The sequence below is a fragment of the Pantoea sp. RCC30.1 genome (genome assembly GCF_058148845.1).
Genome location: NZ_JBXUHX010000001.1, coordinates 260,275 through 277,535, shown reverse-complemented (window position 1 = coordinate 277,535; position 17,261 = coordinate 260,275). Strand labels below are relative to the sequence as shown.

Sequence of the window (17,261 nt, the reverse complement as noted above, 5' to 3'; positions counted from 1 at the left end):
ATTGACCTTAATGATTATGATCATCATCATTAAGCCAGTGCTTTTACCTGCTCATCCGCTGAGGAATAACCATGACCAATGAATCTTTATTTCAACCTTATGAACTGGGGTCTGTCACGCTTGCGAATCGTATTGTGATGGCACCGCTGACGCGCAACCGCGCTGGAGCAGGCCTGGTTCCCGGTGAACTGGCTGCGACCTATTACGCTCAGCGTGCCACAGCAGGATTGCTGATTACCGAGGCCACGCAGATCTCTGAACAGGCGCAGGGATATCAGGATACGCCGGGAATCTACACGCAGGATCAGATTGAGGGCTGGCGGAAAGTCACTGACGCCGTGCATGCCAAAGGTGGGCGCATATTTGTACAGCTGTGGCACGTGGGACGGATTTCGCACGTCGATTTACAGCCCGGTGGCGCTGCACCCGTCGCCCCGTCGCCCATCCGTGCCGGGACTAAAACCTTTGTGAATAACGGATTTGCTGACGTCTCTGAGCCCCGCGCCCTCGAATTGCACGAAATAAAAGGGATTATCGCCGATTTCAGAAAGGCTGCAGCCAATGCGATTGCCGCCGGGTTTGATGGTGTTGAAATACATGGTGCGAATGGCTACCTGCTGGAACAGTTTCTGAAGGATGGTGCTAATCATCGAACTGATGAATATGGCGGCTCCGTGGAGAATCGTGCGCGCCTGCTGCTGGAAGTCGTGGAGGCCGTTAAAGATGAGATCGGCGCAGAACGTACGGGCGTTCGCATCTCACCCGTCTCACCAGCAAATGCGATTTCATGCAGCGATCCGCAGACACAATATGATTATCTGACAGAGCAACTGGATGCTGCAGGTATCGTTTATCTGCACGTTGTTGAAGGCGCGACGGGCGGTCCCCGTGATGTATCACCATTCGATTACGCTTCACTGCGTCGCCGCTTCAAAAACACGTATATCGGCAACAATGGCTATGACCTGGCGCTGGCGTCTGACCACCTTACACAGAATAAAGCCGATTTATTTGCGTTCGGTCGCCCCTTCATTTCTAACCCCGATTTAGTCGAAAGACTTAAGACGGGAGCGCCTCTGGCCCCCCTCAATCCCGAAACACTCTATGGCGGTGGTGCAGAGGGCTATATCGATTATCCGTCGCTTAGCAATACACGCTGATTAATCACCACAAGTCATGGTTATACCTATGTCGCCGAAGGCGATTTTTACTAAATAAATGAAGAAGATAAAATTATGACGAATGATTCAGTCCTTATCACAGGCGCTTCAACGGGTATTGGTGCGGTTTACGCTGAGCGATTTGCACGTCGTGGACATAACCTTGTTCTGGTGGCTCGCGACAAAACGAAATTAGAAGTACTTGCAGCACGGCTACGACAGGAAAACAGTATTTCTGTCGATGTTCTGCCTGCCGACCTTACGCAAGCAAGTGATTTAGCCACGGTTGAAGCACGCCTTCGTGAAGACGCGCAGATAGGGATTCTTATCAATAACGCCGGTATCGCCCAGACCGGCAGTTTTACCGGGCAGACGCCTGACTCTATCGAACGGCTTATCGCACTTAACGTTACTGCCCTGACAAGACTTGCCAGTGCGGCGGCTCCCCGTTTTGCTGAAGCCGGAAAGGGTTCAATCGTGAATATCAGTTCAATCGTCGGACTGGCCCCGGAATTTGCAATGACGGTATACGGCGCAACCAAAGCCTTTGTTCTTTTCCTGTCTCAGGGAATGAATATTGAACTGTCATCAAAGGGCATTTATATCCAGGCGGTGCTCCCGGCGGGGACTTACACCGAAATCTGGGAACGTGCGGGTATCGACATCAGTAACGCTTCAAAAATGATGGAAGTGGGCGAACTGGTTGACGCCGCTCTGGCTGGTTTTGACCGCCGCGAGCTCGTGACGATTCCGCCCTTACAAAACGCCGAACGCTGGGATGTTCTTGAGGCATCCCGTCAGGGCCTGCTGTCGGACATCAGACAGGAAGAAGCTGCTGCGCGATACAAAACGCGTTAGTGAGGGTCTTCTCAGCGGAACCATCCTGCGTGGTTCTGCTGAGGGGAACTGATGACTACTCTGTTATTCCGTATCACTTCAATGAACGGAAATCTGAACCCAACCACATGAGCGTACTCAGAATGAGCCAAAAACGTGTAGCCCTGGTGACCGGCGCATCTTCAGGTATTGGCAAAGCATCCGCGAATAAACTTCAGGCAGCAGGTTACCGGGTCTACGGCACAAGCCGGCGTGGCCCAGAGGCAGGTAAACACGCCTTTCCATTACTGGCACTGGATGTCACTGACGACACCTCGGTCGAGGCTGCCATTGAGGCGTTGATGCAACTGGAGGGGCGAATAGATCTCCTGGTGAACAACGCAGGTTTTGGAGTCTCTCCGGCGGCGGCAGAAGAGAGTTCTGTCGAGCAGGCACGGCAGATCTTCGACACCAATTTTATGGGGATTGTCAGGCTGACACGCGCCGTGCTGCCTCACATGCGTCGTCAGGGCTACGGACGCATTATCAATATCGGTTCGATTCTCGGGGTTGTGCCATTGCCCTATGTAGCGCTTTATGCGGCCAGTAAACATGCGGTCGAGGGGTATACCGGAGCACTTGACCATGAACTGCGCACACTGGGCATAAGGGTCTCTGTTATTGAACCGGCATACATAAAAACGCAGTTTGAAGCCCACAATATCGAACCGGATGAGAAGCTTGAAGAGTACGACCTTATCCGGGCTAGGTTGACGAAAGTGGTCAGTAAGGCAATGGCTGAAGCGGAAAGCCCGGAGGTCGTGGCAGAGGTGGTGCTAAAAGTAGCACAGACTTTACGGCCAAAGGTACGCTATACCGCAGGTAAGCTCGCGGCGAAACTGAATTTCATACTCCGATTCGCGCCCCCCAGGATCCTGGATAGGGTTGTACGTAACAGCCTTCAGCTTGATACGAGAAATTAAAGATGACATTTTCACGACTGGCTGTACTGACTTCTCTGTTGTTTTTCATTCTGGCTACGGTATGGATGTTTTTCCCAGAGCAACTTCTGACTCTTTGGGGAATTGAACCGGCGACCGGTACAGAGGTGATCGCGCGTCGTTCTGCCGCTTTCTTTGCAGGCACAGCAGTGATGTGTCTGCTGGCGAGGAATTCAGCGCCGTCACACGCCAGATATGCCCTTGCCGCTGGTATCAGCACAATCTCTTTTATTACAGCCGCGTCAGGTTTCGTCGAATGGCAGAAAGGTCATGTTAACGGGCAAATCTTTATTGCGGTATTTATTGAACTGCTACTGGGAACCGCCTTTTTATTCAGTAACAGAGGAATCCAAAAATATTTAAAGAGTGAACATCACAGGATAATTAAAAAATGAAAACCAGAACGATGAAAGCTTTTACGTTTAAGCGCTACGGAAAATCGCCTGATCTGGGATTTGAAAACGTGGATTATCCCTCTCCCGCTGCAGATGAAATACTCGTGAAGGTTTATGCTGCTGGTCTGAATCCTATTGATAACATGATACCTGGAGGAATGTTCAAACCGGTTTTGCATTTTAAGCTTCCCGGTACCCTCGGCAGTGATTTATCAGGCGTGGTAATTGCGACAGGGAGTCGGGTGACGCGATTCACTCCAGGTGATGAAGTTTTCGCCAGCATTTTCGACAGAGGCACGGGTTCACTGGCTGAGTTTGCACGGGTCCCTGAACGTCTCGCAGCCCTGAAACCTAAAAATCTGGATCACGTGCAGGCGGCTTCACTGCCTATGGTTAGCCTCACGTCATGGCAGGCGTTCACAGAAAAAGCGCATTTACAGCCTGGGCAAAAGGTGTTTATTCCGGCAGGTTCCGGCGGGATTGGCAGCTTTGCGATTCAGCTGGCGAAACATCTGGGCGCAGATGTCGCGACGACCACCAGTTCAGCCAATGAAGAATGGGTGCGTCAACTGGGTGCAGATGAGGTGGTTGATTATACAAAGCAGGCGTTTGAACATGTGCTGAGTGGCTACGATATCGTAATCGGCACTCTCCGTGGAGATTCGATTGAAAAATCCCTGAATATCCTGAAACCCGGCGGAAAGATAATCTCTCTCATTGGTCCATTAGATGTCAATTTCGCACGAGCCAGACAGCTGAATATCTTCCTGCGGATGATTTTTGGCCTGATGAGCCGCAGGATTTTGCGACTTTCAAAAAAGCGCGGACTGGATTATTCGTTTCTCTTTGTTCGTCCTGATGGCGAACAGCTTACCCGGATAAGTAACCTTATCGAAGCTGGGAAAATCAAACCGGTAATCGACAAGGTTTTTCCCTTTGCAGAAACTCAGAATGCGCTTGACTGGCTGCAACGCGGGCATGCAAAGGGGAAAGTTGTGGTTAAAATTCATCAGGAATAACAACCAGAGTTCACATCAGAAGTGGAAAAGAATCCATAACGCTGGCGGTAAAGTTCGAAGCAGGGATACCGGTCCTGCCAGCAGAACACCTGCTTCGCCTGATCCCCTCCGTTATCCGCGCTGTGCTAATGTTGACATCAAACTGGTTCCGCTCTGAGGATTACAACATGTCTCTCTTTTATCAACTCACTGCCTCCAGCCTGAATGGTCAGATTATCCCGATGGCCGACTACGCTGGAAAGGTAGTGCTGGTGGTTAACACCGCCAGCCATTGTGGGTTCACGCCTCAATACGCCGGTCTTGAAACACTTTACAAAAAGTATGCCGATCGGGGTCTGGTGGTGCTGGGCTTCCCCTGCAACCAGTTCGGTAAGCAGGAACCCGGCGGGGCCGACGAGATCGCGCAGACATGCCACATCAACTACGGGGTGAGTTTCCCGATGTTTGGTAAAGTGGAAGTCAATGGCACCTCAACGCACCCGATTTTTCATTACCTGAAAAATGAATTACCCGGCGTACTGGGTGGTCGTATTAAGTGGAACTTCACTAAGTTCCTGATCGGGCGCGATGGCATACCACTTAAACGATTTGCACCGACCACCACGCCGGAGAAAATGGAAGCCACCATTCTTGCTGCCCTTTGAAGGTGTGGCAGTGGTTGGTAACCATCGACTAAGAGGATGAATTAACGATGTTCAGGCTCCGACATTTATTACCCCTCGTACCCTTCTCGCTCGGGATAGGTTGCCTGCCGGTATCAGCGAATACTCAGATCCTACTCACTCCGCAACTCGCTGCCTGCGAAAGCCAGAATGGTCTGGATGGACAAAGTGATTCCCCAGCTGTTCAGAATGGCAGGAATGGCGTTTCTGGCACCGGATGTCTGAATGGCGGCAACGGCGGGAATGGAGGTAACGGCGGCAATGGGGGTAACGGGGGTTCGTCCGACAACTCACCAGGTGGGAAAGGCGGCGACGGGGGCAACGCGGGACCTGGCGGGACGGGAGGTCTGGGTGGTCGCGGAGGCAGTCATGGAGGCCAGGACGGGATTCCGGGGATGAGCGGCGCTTAGACGTCAAAGTCACTTAGATCTATCCGCTTTGCGCTCAAAGCGGATCATTATATCTTCTTTCAACGTAACTCGTGAGGCACCTCCTAAGCTACATCTTCACATAGGCAGCCTGAGTTTAGCTTCCAGGTGCTGCAGTACGAAATCTGCAGCACCATCAAACGCTTCATTCTGTGCCACCACCTGCAGGCCTTCCAGAATTAGCGTTATCTCTTTCGCCAGCCTCTGTGGATCGGTAATGCCCGCTGCGTCGCAGAGCGAAACCAGCCTGTTAAACTGCTTTTTCTTGTGAGCAAAGATCAGCCCCCTGATTTCAGGAAATTGACCTGTGGTTTCTGCCAGGGTGTTTGTGAAAGGACATCCTCGTTGTAGGGTTCCCGCAAGATTGTCCTTCAGATAACGGGCAAAACCCATAATCTGCGCATCCGGTTGCTGTCCGTATCGTTCCGCCAGCGCCTCCCATACCCGGTTGTAATCCTCAACCAGTAACGTGATCCACGCCTGCACCAGAGCCTCTTTGGACGCGAAATGACGATAAAGGGTCATTTTGGTCGACTCCGCTTTCGCTGCGATTGCATCCACGGTGATCCGGGTAATCCCTTCCTGATAAAACAGACTTTCCGCCGCCTGCAGGATGCGTTCACGAGGTGGCAGCCGGGGTTGCGATGTTCTGTGCATGAGTTTCTCCTGTTGCAACGATACTAATTAGTATCGTACGATACCGATCAGTATCAAAAGATACTATTCAGTATACTTTAAGCGTGCCTTCAAAGCACAAGCAACCCTAAGCGGAAACCATGAAACTGACAGAATATACCTCATTCGACGGCACCGGCCTGGCTGAACTCATCTCCCGGGGCGAAGTCACAGCGCAGGAAGTCAAAGATGCTGCCATCAACGCCATCAAAAAAGTGAACGATGAAATTAACGCTGTCATTGAGGTCTGGGATGATGAGTGCAGCCTTAATTCAGGCATGCTTCAGGGCGTACCCATGCTGGTCAAGGACCTGGGAGTATCGGTAAAAAACCGTCGGAATGAACTGGGAAGCCGACTGGCAGCCGGATACGTTTCGCCGCAGGATTCAAATCTGACCTGCAAAATGCGAGAGGCTGGGCTTGTGCTTCTGGGACGAACGACAACCCCCGAACTGGCTGCAAGCACGACCACGGAGCCACGCTTTAACGGCGGCACGCGCAATCCGTGGAATACAGATCATAGTGCCGGAGGTTCCAGTGGAGGTTCAGCTGCCGCTGTAGCGTCAGGCATGGTACCTGCCGCGCATGCTACCGATGGCGGCGGATCAATCCGAGTGCCCGCTTCCGCGAATGGTTTGTTCGGGCTGAAGCCTGGCCGCGGACGTATCAGCATGGGACCTGATGTCGACGAAGTCTGGTCTGGCCTTGCCGTGCATGGATTCGTCAGCCGAACCGTTCGTGACACTGCTGCGCTACTGAACGCCGTTCAGGGTAATCAGGCAGGTGATCCTTTTATCATCGCCGCATCCCATCCAAATCTGAATGACTGCGTATCTCAGAATCCGGGGTCATTGAAAATTGGTGTAATGACGCATCCGCTGAACGGTCAGCGCAGCCAGCCAGAAGTCGTCGAAGCGCTCAATAAAACGATCGGACAGCTCATCGCGCTGGGTCATCAGGTAGAGGACGCGACGCCCCGAATCGGCAGTTGGGACAACTTTGTTGAACTGAATACCCGCTTCTGGTCAGCCAATACCGCAGCCTGGATCGATGCGCTGGCGTCAGCAACCAACAATCCCGTTAATGAAGAGACGCTGGAACCGGCAAGCCTCGCACTCTGGAAACTTGGTCATTCTCTTACGGCTACTGAACTGGTCGGTGCAATGCATATGCGAAACGCCGTCACACAAGCGATGGGGCAATTTTATCAGGCTTACGATATTCTGCTGACACCCACTCTCCCCGCCCTGCCAGGTCTGCTCGGTGAGTACAATCATCATCAGCACGACGTGGATGGGCGCGGCTGGATGCATCACGTTTTCAATCGGTCACCGTTTACTGCGCTGGCGAACGTTTGCGGAACGCCAGCAATGTCAGTTCCTCTGGGCTTCCATTCTTCCCTGAATCTGCCGATTGGCATGCAGTTCTGTGCAGGATCCAATCAGGAGAATGTATTGCTGGCACTGGCGGGTCAGCTTGAAAACGCCTGTCCGTGGCAGGCAAGGAAACCGGTGGTATGGGCTGGGCGCTAAAGCCCGTTCAGAAGCATTCTCTGATGTTTTTTCCAAAAGATGAAAGCGACGCCTTCCTCCCTGCTGTTTTTTGTCTTTAAAATAGCGGGGAGAAGCGACAGCCTTATAAAGTCGCCTGGATACCTGTAGCTCACTGAGCACGGTTGACGTGACCCTCCTTGACAGGCATACCACTTAGTCAGTTTTGCCGTTCGCGAACAGGTGAACAACCGGGAACTTCCGCTCTTAAACGATCTGAGGTTGTGCGCATGCGCGCTCGTCGTCATAAGCTGAAATACATCGATTTCTGTGGTTTTAACTGTTGCAGTAATAACCCTGAGCTGAAAAAGAAGGAGATTAATATGCAGTCAGTTCACCTCATGGGTGAGGGATATGAACCTCATGTGACACAGGAGGATGGGAAGCTAACCTACTCCTTGCCTGTTGATTCGGGTTTTATCAGCTACAGCTTTGCTTTTGAGATGAGCCGTGACGATCTTGATATCCTGCTTTCCGATGATTACAGACGTGCCGTTCTCGAAATTACTGCGCATACCCTGCTTCAGCGATCGACGCTAAAAGGCTATGACCGATTTACTCAGAAAGACTTCGATAAACTGATTGTGAACACACTTCACTCCACACCTGATTTCCTGCAGACATTCATTTTGGAAATAAACCATCAACATCAGATAGTTATTGAGCATTACGTGAAAGAGATCATGGACCGGCGTTCTGCCTCACAATGAATACACTCAAACCAGAACACATCTAAGGCAGGTAAATATCACTCTGAGAAGTGTTCTTGGTGGGAGAGCATGGCGAGAGCGTCTCAATGAGTCAAAACCCTCCCCGCCATGCCATCGAGCCATCCCACATCGCCAGCCGCTAACCTCTATGCCGTCATGCCGCCATCAATCACCAGTTCGGTGCCGCTGATGTAACTGCTTTCATCGGACGCCAGAAACAGGGCAGCCGCCGCCACTTCATCAGGATTACCCAGCCGCTTTGCCGGGATCCGTGCGCTTAACGTCTGCCTGACTTCATCGCTGGCCTGGCTAAACATCGGTGTGTCGGTGGGACCCGGGCTGAGTGTGTTCACTCTGATACCCCGCGGTGCCAGCTCACTGTTCCAGGTGCGGGCATAGGATCGTACTGCGGCCTTGCTGGCGGAATAGGCAGCATAGCCGGGATTCGCGATGTTTCCCGCAATCGAACCCACCAGCACAATGCTGCTGCCCTCACTCATGAGTCGCACCGCGTGATGCACCGTCAACACCATGGCACGCACATTCAGATTAAAGATGCGATCAAGGTGCTCCTCTGTTGTCTCTTCCAGGCTCGCCGGTTCTGACACGCCAGACGAGTTGACGAGGATGTCGAGTCGGCCAGCCCGCGCATTGAGAGTGTCAAACAGACGTTCAAGGTCGCTTGTGCGGGTGATGTCACCTGCAATTGCCTCGACGTCACCGCCAATCAGCGCAACAGCCTCAGCCAGCTGAGCTTCACGTCGGCCCGTTATAAAAACCCGTGCACCTTCCTGAACAAAACGCCGGGCTACAGCAAGGCCAATACCGCTGCTACCCCCCGTGACCAGGGCGATCTTTCCACTTAGTTTCATCATTACGACTCCGGATAGAGGTTAGACACCCGATGGTATATTTATTATATTTAGTGTCAATTACGCACCTGATGTACACCAGATATCCTCAAGGAAACCTCATGACCACAGATATCACCGCAGTACTGGCCGAGATCAACAGCACGCGCCCTATCCTGGAACAGGTGGCAAATAAGTGGTCAGTTTTGATTCTGACCGTATTGTGCTCTCAGCCGTCACGCTTTAACGCCATCAAGCGCAGACTCGATCCCATCACCCACAAGTCCCTGACAGAGGCATTACGGCGACTGGAACGCAATGGACTGGTGAGCCGTCGCGTGATTGCCTCCTCCCCTGTGGCGGTTGAGTATTCGATCACGCCGCTGGGCAGGACGTTGCAGGATCCTTTTATCGCGCTGGTGAGCTGGGCGAAGCAACATGGGGGAGCAATGGAACAGGCGCAGGTGGTTTATGATGAGGGGCGGGATGTCAAAGAATCTGCATGAACTTAGCCCGGGCGGCCTTCCGGCATATCCATAGCGTCAGGGTGATAAGCGGGTAAGTTCAGGATAAACAGGGCCGAAAGCGTAGACCCGCAAGCACATGCGTCAATTAATCCGCTGCCGACTCAAAAAACTGATAAGAACCATCGCGGCGTGCTTTGGCCTGGTACATCGCCCTGTCTGCGTTTTCGAACAGCATTTTGGCCGATGCCATCCCGAAGTTGGCCAGGCTGATACCAATCGCCGCGCCGATGCGCACATCTATATTATTAATGGCGAACGGCTCCTGCAGACTGTCAATAATCCGCTGGGCGATGGCGGATGCGGTTTCGCGGTTGCTGCACTTAGCGGCCACGACAAACTCATCTCCGCCCAGTCGCGCCACCGAGTCGCCCGGACGTATGCAGCGTTGCAGCCGTTCGCTGACCTGTTGCAATAAATCATCGCCACTCGCGTGCCCCATCAGATCATTCACCGCCTTAAAGCCGTTCAGATCGATAAACATCACGGTGGTAAAGGCCTGATCGTCTACCTGCGACAGCATGCAGCCCACTTTCTCGATGATCCAGGCACGATTATGCAGGCCGGTCAGCGTGTCCAGGGTCGCCAGCTTCTCAAGATCACGCATCCGTTCTTTGTCTCGCGTGATATCGCGCGACACCAGTACGGCACCGATGTTTTTTCCTGTATTGGGGTTGGTGACGCCACAGGCTTTGGTGCCCAGATTGATGTAATGACCGTCACGATGCAGCTTGCGCACCTCAACCACATCCGGCAGCACTCCCCCGCTGAAGATGCATGTCAGTGCTTCAGTAGCCGTTTCGTGATCATCGGGATGCAGGAAATCCAGCACTAACCTGCCTAAGACCTCTTCGGCGGTCCAGCCGATCATTTCGCTATAAGATGGCGAGATTGAAACGTACCGGCCTTCCGCGTCGCAATGGGCAATCAGATCGGTGCTGTTTTCAATTAACAGACGATATTCTGCCGCCGTCCGCAACGCATCCTCCAGCGCTTTACGCTGTCCGGTCACATCAAGAATGAAGCCGTTATATTGCAGATGAGATGTCCCAGGCTGGGAATCCGGCAGGCCAGACAAAAGAACACGCCGCGTCTTTCCATCCAGACAGTGGATAGGCACTTCAATATGAAAAGGGGTCAGCATTTCCAGTGCTGCGGTCAGTTTCAGCGCGACCCTGGCATCGTCGTCAGCCTGCGCCAGCCTTAACCAGGAACTCAGGGTTACGCCCTTCAGTTCAGGCATCAGACCCGACGGGCTTTCCTGACTGGCGACGCAGATACCCTGGGCGTCTGTAGACCAAACGGCGGTAAAAGAGGGTTTGATCATGGTGTTCATGGCGGCCGACTCCGATGTTGCTGACGATATTAAATAAGCTCAATACTCGTCGCTACAGACCTGATTATAACCGTTATTACCCGCCGGAAGCTGAAGGAGGCTCCGGGGACAGGTTCATCATTGCAAAAATACCCGCCATTAAACGCTGGCTGAAACCGGAGCCTCTGCAGCTGCAGTTTCTGAGTTACCATTTCCCTATGGTTTTACGCAAAATGTCTATGACAGCATGCAGTATCAGAAGTATGAGCCTGAGTATATCGGCTCATCGGGCCGGAATCTTTAATCATGCCAGATGTGCTCCAGGTGTTGGTGCTGAAGCATCGGCCACATCGATGGCGTCGCCGGTGGTGTAGAAGTGGCCACCAGCAACGTAGTGCAGGCTGCGCTGATCAGCGGGTAAATGTTCAAACTGCCAGTGACCCTCCTGAAAGATACGGCTATCAGCCCACGCGGCTTTGATCTCTCCGATAAACAGATCGTAACGCTGCTGATTTTGCGCTTCGGGGATAAGCTCACAGTACAACCATGCGGCGCAGCCTGCTACCAGCGGAACGTTGATACCGGGCAGGCTGAAAAGGGATACGCCTGACTGGTCGAGTTTATCTTCCTCACTGAAACGGGTGTGCGAACCCAGGTGATGAACCAGCGTCGCCTGCGACGCCACTGGCACCTGTATCACAAACGACTGACTCTGTTCAATGAGCTGGCGGGTATAGGCCATCTTGTCCAGCACGACGGTCAGCCTTGCTGGCTCGTAGTCCAGCGCGCATACCCATGAAGCCGCCATGACATCATCAGTATCATTATGCCGCGCAGACACTAGCGTGACCGGACCGTGATTGATGAGCCTGTAGGCCTTTGCCAGCTCTACCGCGTTAATAAAGGTATTCATTCCTTTTGCTCCTGAGATTCCTGCCGTTTGGTTACCACCGTCTCACCCACCCTAAAATGGCACAGATCTTTTATTGGCCTCACTATCATTTTATGCAGCCCGCAGGAATCGCAGGCTGCAACGGTCAACTGATCGTGATCAGGCGGCAGTATGTGTGTGATAGATTTTGCTGACCACGGTCCAGCGATCGTTCACTTTCAGAAGATTGAAAAAGTCGGTAAAGCGGAAGCCCGAAATGTCGTCGGTGTCGATGCGCGCGCTGGCGGCTGACCCGACAATATCCACGCGCACGATAGCCGCTTTCGCCTCAGGTGAGGGACGGAAAGCCGTATCGATGGTGTCAAACAGTCCCTGAATCGGACCGCCGCTGAGATTGCCATCGCTGTCGACGCCAAAAATGGTCGCACTATCGCTGAAAGCAGGCTTCATCAGCACGCTTTTCGCCTGCTTACCGCCCTCATTGTACTGATTCAGTACCGCCACGATAGCGTCATAGTCCTGCACATAGGTTGTGTTATTCATCGGTTTCTTCTCCGTTATGATTCATCCGGTATCCATTCGGATACCGCTCTTTTGCGTCAGCGCAGCGATAATCGAAACGTCTTGAGGAATAACCTCTTATTCAGAAGTCAGTCACATTTTTTGTAGTGAACACTACATAATGTTATTATTGTATAGTGATCACTATGTAATGTGTCAAGACATTGATTGAGGCCACCTATGTATATGCCTGACCAGCCATCCCTTCCTGAAAAGCCAAAAGGCAGGCCGCGAAGCTTCGACCGTGATAAAGCGTTGCTGAAGGCGCTGGATCTTTTCTGGCGCAAAGGTTTTGAGCCTGCATCGGTTGCCGAGCTTTGTGCCGCTATGGAAATCAATCCACCCAGCCTCTATTCCGCCTTTGGCAACAAGGCAAAGCTCTTCCTGGAGGCGGTGAATTACTACGAAACGAAGTACTGGAAAACCACCTGGTTAAGGCTGGAAGAAAGGGATGACATAGGTGAGGCGATTGACAGCTTCTTTAGCGAAGCCGCAGATATCCTGCTCTCCCCTTCAGCGCCCTGCGGTTGCATGGTGGTGCTGGCAGCCATCAATGTCTCTGCAGAATCGACGGATGTGGTCAGGGCGGTCAGCGTGCTGCGGCAGGAGGGAAAGGATCTGTTTGAAAAAAGGCTGAGCAGAGCGGTTCAGGAGAATCAACTGCCAGCGGATACCAATACCGTCGCGCTGGCAACCGTGCTTAATACACTGCTGGAAGGCATGTCTATTGAGGCAAAAGATGGTGCAACGCTTGAGAGCCTCAAACTGATCGCTGAGCACGCCCCCCGCCTGCTCCCCATCCGACGCTGACAGCACAAAACAGAAAAGAAGTTACTAGACGACCGGTCAGTTTTTCGTTAAGGTGTGCCAATCATGAAAAAACAAACAACCGATATGCGCCAGCACATCATTGATGTAGCAAGGGCGATTATTACTCACAAAGGCTACAGCGCCGTCGGGATTTCCGAGATTGTCAAAGCGGCCGGTATTCCGAAAGGCTCGTTTTATTACTATTTCCCGTCAAAGGAAGCGTTTGCTGAAGCGTTGCTGAATCACTATTTCAGTCACTATCTGCAGGAAGTTGAGCATCAGTTAGGCGGGACCGGCACGGCAAGAGAGCGACTGATTCGCTATTTCACTTTCTGGAAAACGACTCAGGGTGCAGACCTGCCTGAAAGCAAATGTCTGGTAGTGAAACTGGGCGCAGAAGTCTGCGACCAGTTCGATAATATGCGCCATGTTCTGGCAACCGGCACGCACGATATCGTGCAGAAAATCGCCGCCTGTATCCGATTGGGTCAGGAAGATGGCTCCCTGCCCGCCGTGAAGAATGCGACTGAAACGGCAGAAGAACTCTATCAGCTCTGGCTCGGTGCCTCACTGATGGCAAAAATTCACGATCCTGACAAAGCCTTTGGTCAGGCGATGAACGCAACAACGCGGCTACTTGGGTAGCCGTATTTTTTTACCCATTTACTAGACGACCGGTCAACTATTAAGGGGTTTATATGACTGACAACAGCAGCCGCACCGATTTATTCTCACCCTTTGTAATGGGCAGCCTTGAGCTGGCCAATCGCATTGTCATGGCTCCGGTTACCCGCAGCCGTTACGGTGAAGATGGCGTACCGGATGAACTCCATGCCACTTACTATGCACAACGTGCCGGGGCTGGCCTGATTATTTCTGAAGCCACCAACATCTCTCCGCAGGGACGCGGCTATGCCGCAACGCCCGGGATATGGAGCGAAGAGCAGGTAGCTGGCTGGAAAAAGGTCACCGAGGCAGTCCATGCCGAAGGAGGCAAAATTGTCTGCCAGCTATGGCACGTCGGCCGCTTTTCAAGCGTGGAACTTCAGCCTGGTGGTGAGCGTCCGGTAGCACCCTCTGCCATCAAAGCGGAGGGCCAGACTTATACCGTAAACGGTTTTGTACCGGTTTCGACGCCGCGTGCGCTGGAAACCAGAGAGATCCCAGGCATTATTGAACAGTACAAACGTGCAGCGGAAAATGCCCTGCGTGCAGGATTTGATGGCGTAGAGGTTCACTCAGCCAACAGTTATCTGCTCGATCAGTTCCTGCGGGATTCGACCAATCACCGTACCGATGCCTGGGGTGGCTCCATCGAAAATCGCGCCCGCCTGACGCTTGAAGTCACAGAAGCCATCGTCAATATCTGGGGCAGTGACAAAGTGGGTATCCGCCTTTCTCCGGTCACGCCTGACGCCGGAAATACCCCGCCAGACAGCAACGTCATGGCGATGTACGGCTACCTCATTCAGCAACTTAACCGGTTCAATCTGGCTTATCTGCACTTCGTTGAAGGCGCGACGGCCACCTCCCGCGAGGTGCCTGCCGACGTGGACATGGACGCGCTCAGCGCTCAGTTCGACGGTCCATTCATTGGCAACAACAACTATGACCTTGAAATGGCCATCAGCCGCCGTAACGCGAGGATCATAGATGCGGTTGCCTTTGGGCGCCTGTTTATCTCCAACCCGGACCTGGTGAAACGTCTGCGTTACGGTGCTGAACTGACCATTGCGCCGAAAGAAGCCTATTACGGCGGTGGTGCAAAGGGTTACACCGACTGGCCGGAAGGCACTTTCTGATCACTGTTTTGGCGGGCGCTCGCCCCGCCACGTTTTACCGAAGGAAAAATGACAATGAATTATCTGCAAAACAAAACAGCCATTATTACGGGAGCCTCCTCCGGGATTGGTGCAGCGGCTGCGCTGGAACTTGCCCGTCATGGCGTAAATATTGTGGCCGCCGCGCTGGATAAGAGCGGCCTGGATGAGCTGGTGCGTCAGATAGAAGCGCAAGGAGGGCGCGCTGTCAGCCTGATTACCGATGTGACGCGGCTGGAAGATACCCAGGCGCTGGTGAAGACTGCCTGTGACACGTTCGGCTCGGCAGACATCCTGATTAACAACGCAGGCCTGATGCTTTTCTCAGGCTGGAGTGACATTGCCTGGGAAGAGTGGAACAGGATGATAGACGTCAACATTAAAGGCTACCTGAATGCCATTGCCTCGGTGTTACCCGTTATGCTGAAAAAAAATGATGGGCAGATCCTGAATATGGCGTCGGTTGCGGGCCATCAGGTTGATGCGGGTGCGGGGGTATACAGCGCAACCAAATTCTTTGTCCATGCCATGACCGAATCCATGCGTAAGGATTTAGGCGTCAATAACGGGATACGTGTTAGCACCGTCAGCCCCGGGGTGATTAATACTGGCTGGGCCGATAAAGTCGCCGATCCTCAGGGCCGTAAAGTGGCGCAGGAACTTAATAAAATCGCCATCAGCCCACAGGATGTGGCTAATGCGGTGGTCTATGCCCTCAATCAGCCGCAGAACGTCACTGTCAACGACCTGATCGTCTCTCCCACCCGACAAAACTGGTGATCTTCAGAGGGCAGCGTTGAAGTTACCCTGCCATTCGCCTTGCCCTGATGCTGTTTATCAGGGCACCACTAATCAGGCATGACCCGCGTGCCCTGCTGCTGCACGGTCAGCCATTCTTAACTTACCAAGCTGGCAGGCTATCGCGACTCGCATGGCGTTATCATTAAGAAGAAAACGGAGTCACTAAGAATTTTTTCTTATCTGTTTATCCGAATTACGGCTCGAACGTGACGTTCGTTAAGCAAATATATCATTTAAAATCAGTTACTAAACACCACATTAGTGACTGCAGGCTGTGTCAGGAATCGCTCCTATTGTTTCCCTCAGCTTAATCTTTTCTTAAGATTAATCCTATAACCTCTCCGCTGTCTTAGCCCATATTGGGCTTTTCCGGAGTATCATCCTATGCAAAATAACAACACAGCTCCTCATTCTCTGAGTAAAGTTCCGGCTATTACCGCAGCTTTCTGGTTAACCAAAATCGCTGCGACTACCCTGGGTGAAACCGGTGGCGATGCGGTGACCATGTCGATGAATCTTGGTTACCTGACCGGTACACTGATTTTCGCCATCATCTTTCTGGTGGCGGTAGTGGTGCAGATCAACCGCCACAGCTTTAACAAGTGGATATACTGGTTCACCGTTGTCGCGACAACAACTGTCGGCACAACGATGGCAGATTTTGCCGATCGCTCACTGAACATTGGTTATCTGGGCGGCACCCTGCTGCTGAGCACACTGCTAATCCTCTCGCTCTTCCTCTGGAAAATTACCTGCGGCACAGTCGCGGTGAGTTCGGTGAACAACGCGGTTACCGAGAGTTTTTACTGGGTCACCATCATGTTTTCACAAACGCTGGGCACGGCATTAGGTGACTGGACGGCAGACACTGAAGGGCTGGGCTACGATGGCGGGATCCTGCTGTTTGTTGGCGCGCTGGCTATCATCTGGGCGGTCAGCCGCTTTACGTCACTTTCGCGCACTGCGCTCTTCTGGGCAGCCTTTATCCTGACCCGACCACTGGGTGCCGTTGTCGGCGATTTTCTGGATAAACCCCTTGCTGCAGGCGGACTTGCGCTGAGTCGCTACGGTGCTTCGCTGACGCTGGCTCTGATCATTATCGCTTTACTGGTGGTGCTGCCACAGCGTCCGGCAATGAAAACTGTCGCTGCAAATTAAAAAGCGTCACCGGCAGATTTACCGGCAACGCTCACATTAAAATTCATCAGGGCCGCCAGCGATGGTGGCTTTTTTTATTATCTGAAGCGTCACAGCCCCCAGACGTTAAAATC

Annotated in this window: 19 protein-coding genes; 14 read left to right on the top strand and 5 right to left on the bottom strand. The window is 52.7% G+C overall.

Translation table 11 applies throughout. From position 1 onward, the window contains the following. Positions 1-71 precede the first annotated feature (71 nt). From AC2LB6_RS01315 to AC2LB6_RS01290, 6 genes are all read left to right on the top strand, one after another. A complete protein-coding gene (locus tag AC2LB6_RS01315; protein ID WP_490092091.1) occupies positions 72-1,160 on the top strand; it encodes an alkene reductase in 1,089 nt (362 codons plus the stop codon). Between the two features lie 75 nt (positions 1,161-1,235). Continuing rightward, complete coding sequence (locus AC2LB6_RS01310) at positions 1,236-2,018, top strand: SDR family NAD(P)-dependent oxidoreductase (RefSeq protein ID WP_490092090.1); 783 nt, start codon at positions 1,236-1,238, stop codon at positions 2,016-2,018. Positions 2,019-2,140: 122 nt separating this feature from the next. Next, positions 2,141-2,959, top strand: coding sequence for an oxidoreductase (locus AC2LB6_RS01305; RefSeq protein WP_490092089.1), 819 nt, complete (start codon positions 2,141-2,143; stop codon positions 2,957-2,959). A 2-nt stretch (positions 2,960-2,961) separates the two neighbouring features. Further along, positions 2,962-3,372, top strand: a complete 411-nt coding sequence (locus AC2LB6_RS01300) for a hypothetical protein (RefSeq protein WP_490092088.1) — start codon at positions 2,962-2,964, stop codon at positions 3,370-3,372. Next, positions 3,369-4,391 (top strand): NADP-dependent oxidoreductase, encoded by a 1,023-nt coding sequence (locus tag AC2LB6_RS01295; protein ID WP_490092087.1) that lies wholly within the window; start codon positions 3,369-3,371, stop codon positions 4,389-4,391. The genes AC2LB6_RS01300 and AC2LB6_RS01295 overlap by 4 nt, the downstream gene beginning before the upstream one ends. Before the next feature lie 167 nt (positions 4,392-4,558). Next, a complete protein-coding gene (locus tag AC2LB6_RS01290) occupies positions 4,559-5,035 on the top strand; it encodes a glutathione peroxidase (RefSeq protein ID WP_490092086.1) in 477 nt (158 codons plus the stop codon). A 524-nt stretch (positions 5,036-5,559) separates the two neighbouring features. Here the strand turns inward: AC2LB6_RS01290 and AC2LB6_RS01285 are convergent. Next, the gene (locus AC2LB6_RS01285) at positions 5,560-6,138 is read right to left on the bottom strand and encodes a TetR/AcrR family transcriptional regulator (protein WP_490092085.1); all 579 of its coding nucleotides are present in this window, start codon (positions 6,136-6,138) and stop codon (positions 5,560-5,562) included. 119 nt (positions 6,139-6,257) lie between these two features. On the opposite strand from AC2LB6_RS01285, the gene AC2LB6_RS01280 reads away from it, so the two are divergent. Both AC2LB6_RS01280 and AC2LB6_RS01275 read left to right on the top strand, forming a co-directional pair. After that, entirely contained in the window at positions 6,258-7,688 is a 1,431-nt protein-coding gene (locus tag AC2LB6_RS01280) for an amidase (protein WP_490092084.1), read from the top strand. A 341-nt stretch (positions 7,689-8,029) separates the two neighbouring features. Next, positions 8,030-8,416: a hypothetical protein gene (locus AC2LB6_RS01275; RefSeq protein ID WP_490092298.1), complete on the top strand. Its 387-nt coding sequence runs from the start codon at positions 8,030-8,032 to the stop codon at positions 8,414-8,416. 146 nt (positions 8,417-8,562) lie between these two features. On the opposite strand, the gene AC2LB6_RS01270 is transcribed toward AC2LB6_RS01275, so the two are convergent. Further along, on the bottom strand, positions 8,563-9,291 hold the full coding sequence (locus AC2LB6_RS01270) for an SDR family NAD(P)-dependent oxidoreductase (protein ID WP_490092083.1): 729 nt from the start codon (positions 9,289-9,291) through the stop codon (positions 8,563-8,565). 98 nt (positions 9,292-9,389) lie between these two features. Between AC2LB6_RS01270 and AC2LB6_RS01265 the strand changes: the two genes are divergently transcribed. Further along, a complete protein-coding gene (locus tag AC2LB6_RS01265) occupies positions 9,390-9,773 on the top strand; it encodes a winged helix-turn-helix transcriptional regulator (protein WP_490092082.1) in 384 nt (127 codons plus the stop codon). A gap of 106 nt (positions 9,774-9,879) precedes the next feature. Here AC2LB6_RS01265 and AC2LB6_RS01260 read toward each other — a convergent pair whose 3' ends face one another. From AC2LB6_RS01260 to AC2LB6_RS01250, 3 genes are all read right to left on the bottom strand, one after another. Beyond that, positions 9,880-11,127, bottom strand: coding sequence for a diguanylate cyclase domain-containing protein (locus tag AC2LB6_RS01260; RefSeq protein WP_490092081.1), 1,248 nt, complete (start codon positions 11,125-11,127; stop codon positions 9,880-9,882). Positions 11,128-11,410: 283 nt separating this feature from the next. Continuing rightward, positions 11,411-12,019, bottom strand: a complete 609-nt coding sequence (locus tag AC2LB6_RS01255) for a flavin reductase family protein (protein WP_490092080.1) — start codon at positions 12,017-12,019, stop codon at positions 11,411-11,413. A gap of 138 nt (positions 12,020-12,157) precedes the next feature. Continuing rightward, positions 12,158-12,541 (bottom strand): nuclear transport factor 2 family protein, encoded by a 384-nt coding sequence (locus tag AC2LB6_RS01250; protein ID WP_490092079.1) that lies wholly within the window; start codon positions 12,539-12,541, stop codon positions 12,158-12,160. A 198-nt stretch (positions 12,542-12,739) separates the two neighbouring features. Here AC2LB6_RS01250 and AC2LB6_RS01245 point away from each other — a divergent pair, with 198 nt between their 5' ends. From AC2LB6_RS01245 to AC2LB6_RS01225, 5 genes are all read left to right on the top strand, one after another. Next, entirely contained in the window at positions 12,740-13,369 is a 630-nt protein-coding gene (locus AC2LB6_RS01245; protein WP_490092078.1) for a TetR/AcrR family transcriptional regulator, read from the top strand. A 63-nt stretch (positions 13,370-13,432) separates the two neighbouring features. Continuing rightward, positions 13,433-14,014: a TetR/AcrR family transcriptional regulator gene (locus AC2LB6_RS01240; RefSeq protein ID WP_490092077.1), complete on the top strand. Its 582-nt coding sequence runs from the start codon at positions 13,433-13,435 to the stop codon at positions 14,012-14,014. A gap of 53 nt (positions 14,015-14,067) precedes the next feature. Then, positions 14,068-15,171: an alkene reductase gene (locus AC2LB6_RS01235; RefSeq protein ID WP_490092076.1), complete on the top strand. Its 1,104-nt coding sequence runs from the start codon at positions 14,068-14,070 to the stop codon at positions 15,169-15,171. Between the two features lie 54 nt (positions 15,172-15,225). Beyond that, entirely contained in the window at positions 15,226-15,969 is a 744-nt protein-coding gene (locus AC2LB6_RS01230; protein ID WP_490092075.1) for an SDR family oxidoreductase, read from the top strand. A 405-nt stretch (positions 15,970-16,374) separates the two neighbouring features. Further along, a complete protein-coding gene (locus AC2LB6_RS01225) occupies positions 16,375-17,148 on the top strand; it encodes a COG4705 family protein (protein WP_490092074.1) in 774 nt (257 codons plus the stop codon). Positions 17,149-17,261 lie beyond the last annotated feature (113 nt).

Bases quoted from the DNA above. Each gene is read 5' to 3' on its own strand.
- AC2LB6_RS01315 (WP_490092091.1), top strand. From the start codon at position 72: ATGACCAATGAATCTTTATTTCAACCTTATGAACTGGGGTCTGTCACG.
- AC2LB6_RS01310 (WP_490092090.1), top strand. From the start codon at position 1,236: ATGACGAATGATTCAGTCCTTATCACAGGCGCTTCAACGGGTATTGGT.
- AC2LB6_RS01305 (WP_490092089.1), top strand. From the start codon at position 2,141: ATGAGCCAAAAACGTGTAGCCCTGGTGACCGGCGCATCTTCAGGTATT.
- AC2LB6_RS01300 (WP_490092088.1), top strand. From the start codon at position 2,962: ATGACATTTTCACGACTGGCTGTACTGACTTCTCTGTTGTTTTTCATT.
- AC2LB6_RS01295 (WP_490092087.1), top strand. From the start codon at position 3,369: ATGAAAACCAGAACGATGAAAGCTTTTACGTTTAAGCGCTACGGAAAA.
- AC2LB6_RS01290 (WP_490092086.1), top strand. From the start codon at position 4,559: ATGTCTCTCTTTTATCAACTCACTGCCTCCAGCCTGAATGGTCAGATT.
- AC2LB6_RS01285 (WP_490092085.1), bottom strand. From the start codon at position 6,138: ATGCACAGAACATCGCAACCCCGGCTGCCACCTCGTGAACGCATCCTG.
- AC2LB6_RS01280 (WP_490092084.1), top strand. From the start codon at position 6,258: ATGAAACTGACAGAATATACCTCATTCGACGGCACCGGCCTGGCTGAA.
- AC2LB6_RS01275 (WP_490092298.1), top strand. From the start codon at position 8,030: ATGCAGTCAGTTCACCTCATGGGTGAGGGATATGAACCTCATGTGACA.
- AC2LB6_RS01270 (WP_490092083.1), bottom strand. From the start codon at position 9,291: ATGATGAAACTAAGTGGAAAGATCGCCCTGGTCACGGGGGGTAGCAGC.
- AC2LB6_RS01265 (WP_490092082.1), top strand. From the start codon at position 9,390: ATGACCACAGATATCACCGCAGTACTGGCCGAGATCAACAGCACGCGC.
- AC2LB6_RS01260 (WP_490092081.1), bottom strand. From the start codon at position 11,127: ATGAACACCATGATCAAACCCTCTTTTACCGCCGTTTGGTCTACAGAC.
- AC2LB6_RS01255 (WP_490092080.1), bottom strand. From the start codon at position 12,019: ATGAATACCTTTATTAACGCGGTAGAGCTGGCAAAGGCCTACAGGCTC.
- AC2LB6_RS01250 (WP_490092079.1), bottom strand. From the start codon at position 12,541: ATGAATAACACAACCTATGTGCAGGACTATGACGCTATCGTGGCGGTA.
- AC2LB6_RS01245 (WP_490092078.1), top strand. From the start codon at position 12,740: ATGTATATGCCTGACCAGCCATCCCTTCCTGAAAAGCCAAAAGGCAGG.
- AC2LB6_RS01240 (WP_490092077.1), top strand. From the start codon at position 13,433: ATGAAAAAACAAACAACCGATATGCGCCAGCACATCATTGATGTAGCA.
- AC2LB6_RS01235 (WP_490092076.1), top strand. From the start codon at position 14,068: ATGACTGACAACAGCAGCCGCACCGATTTATTCTCACCCTTTGTAATG.
- AC2LB6_RS01230 (WP_490092075.1), top strand. From the start codon at position 15,226: ATGAATTATCTGCAAAACAAAACAGCCATTATTACGGGAGCCTCCTCC.
- AC2LB6_RS01225 (WP_490092074.1), top strand. From the start codon at position 16,375: ATGCAAAATAACAACACAGCTCCTCATTCTCTGAGTAAAGTTCCGGCT.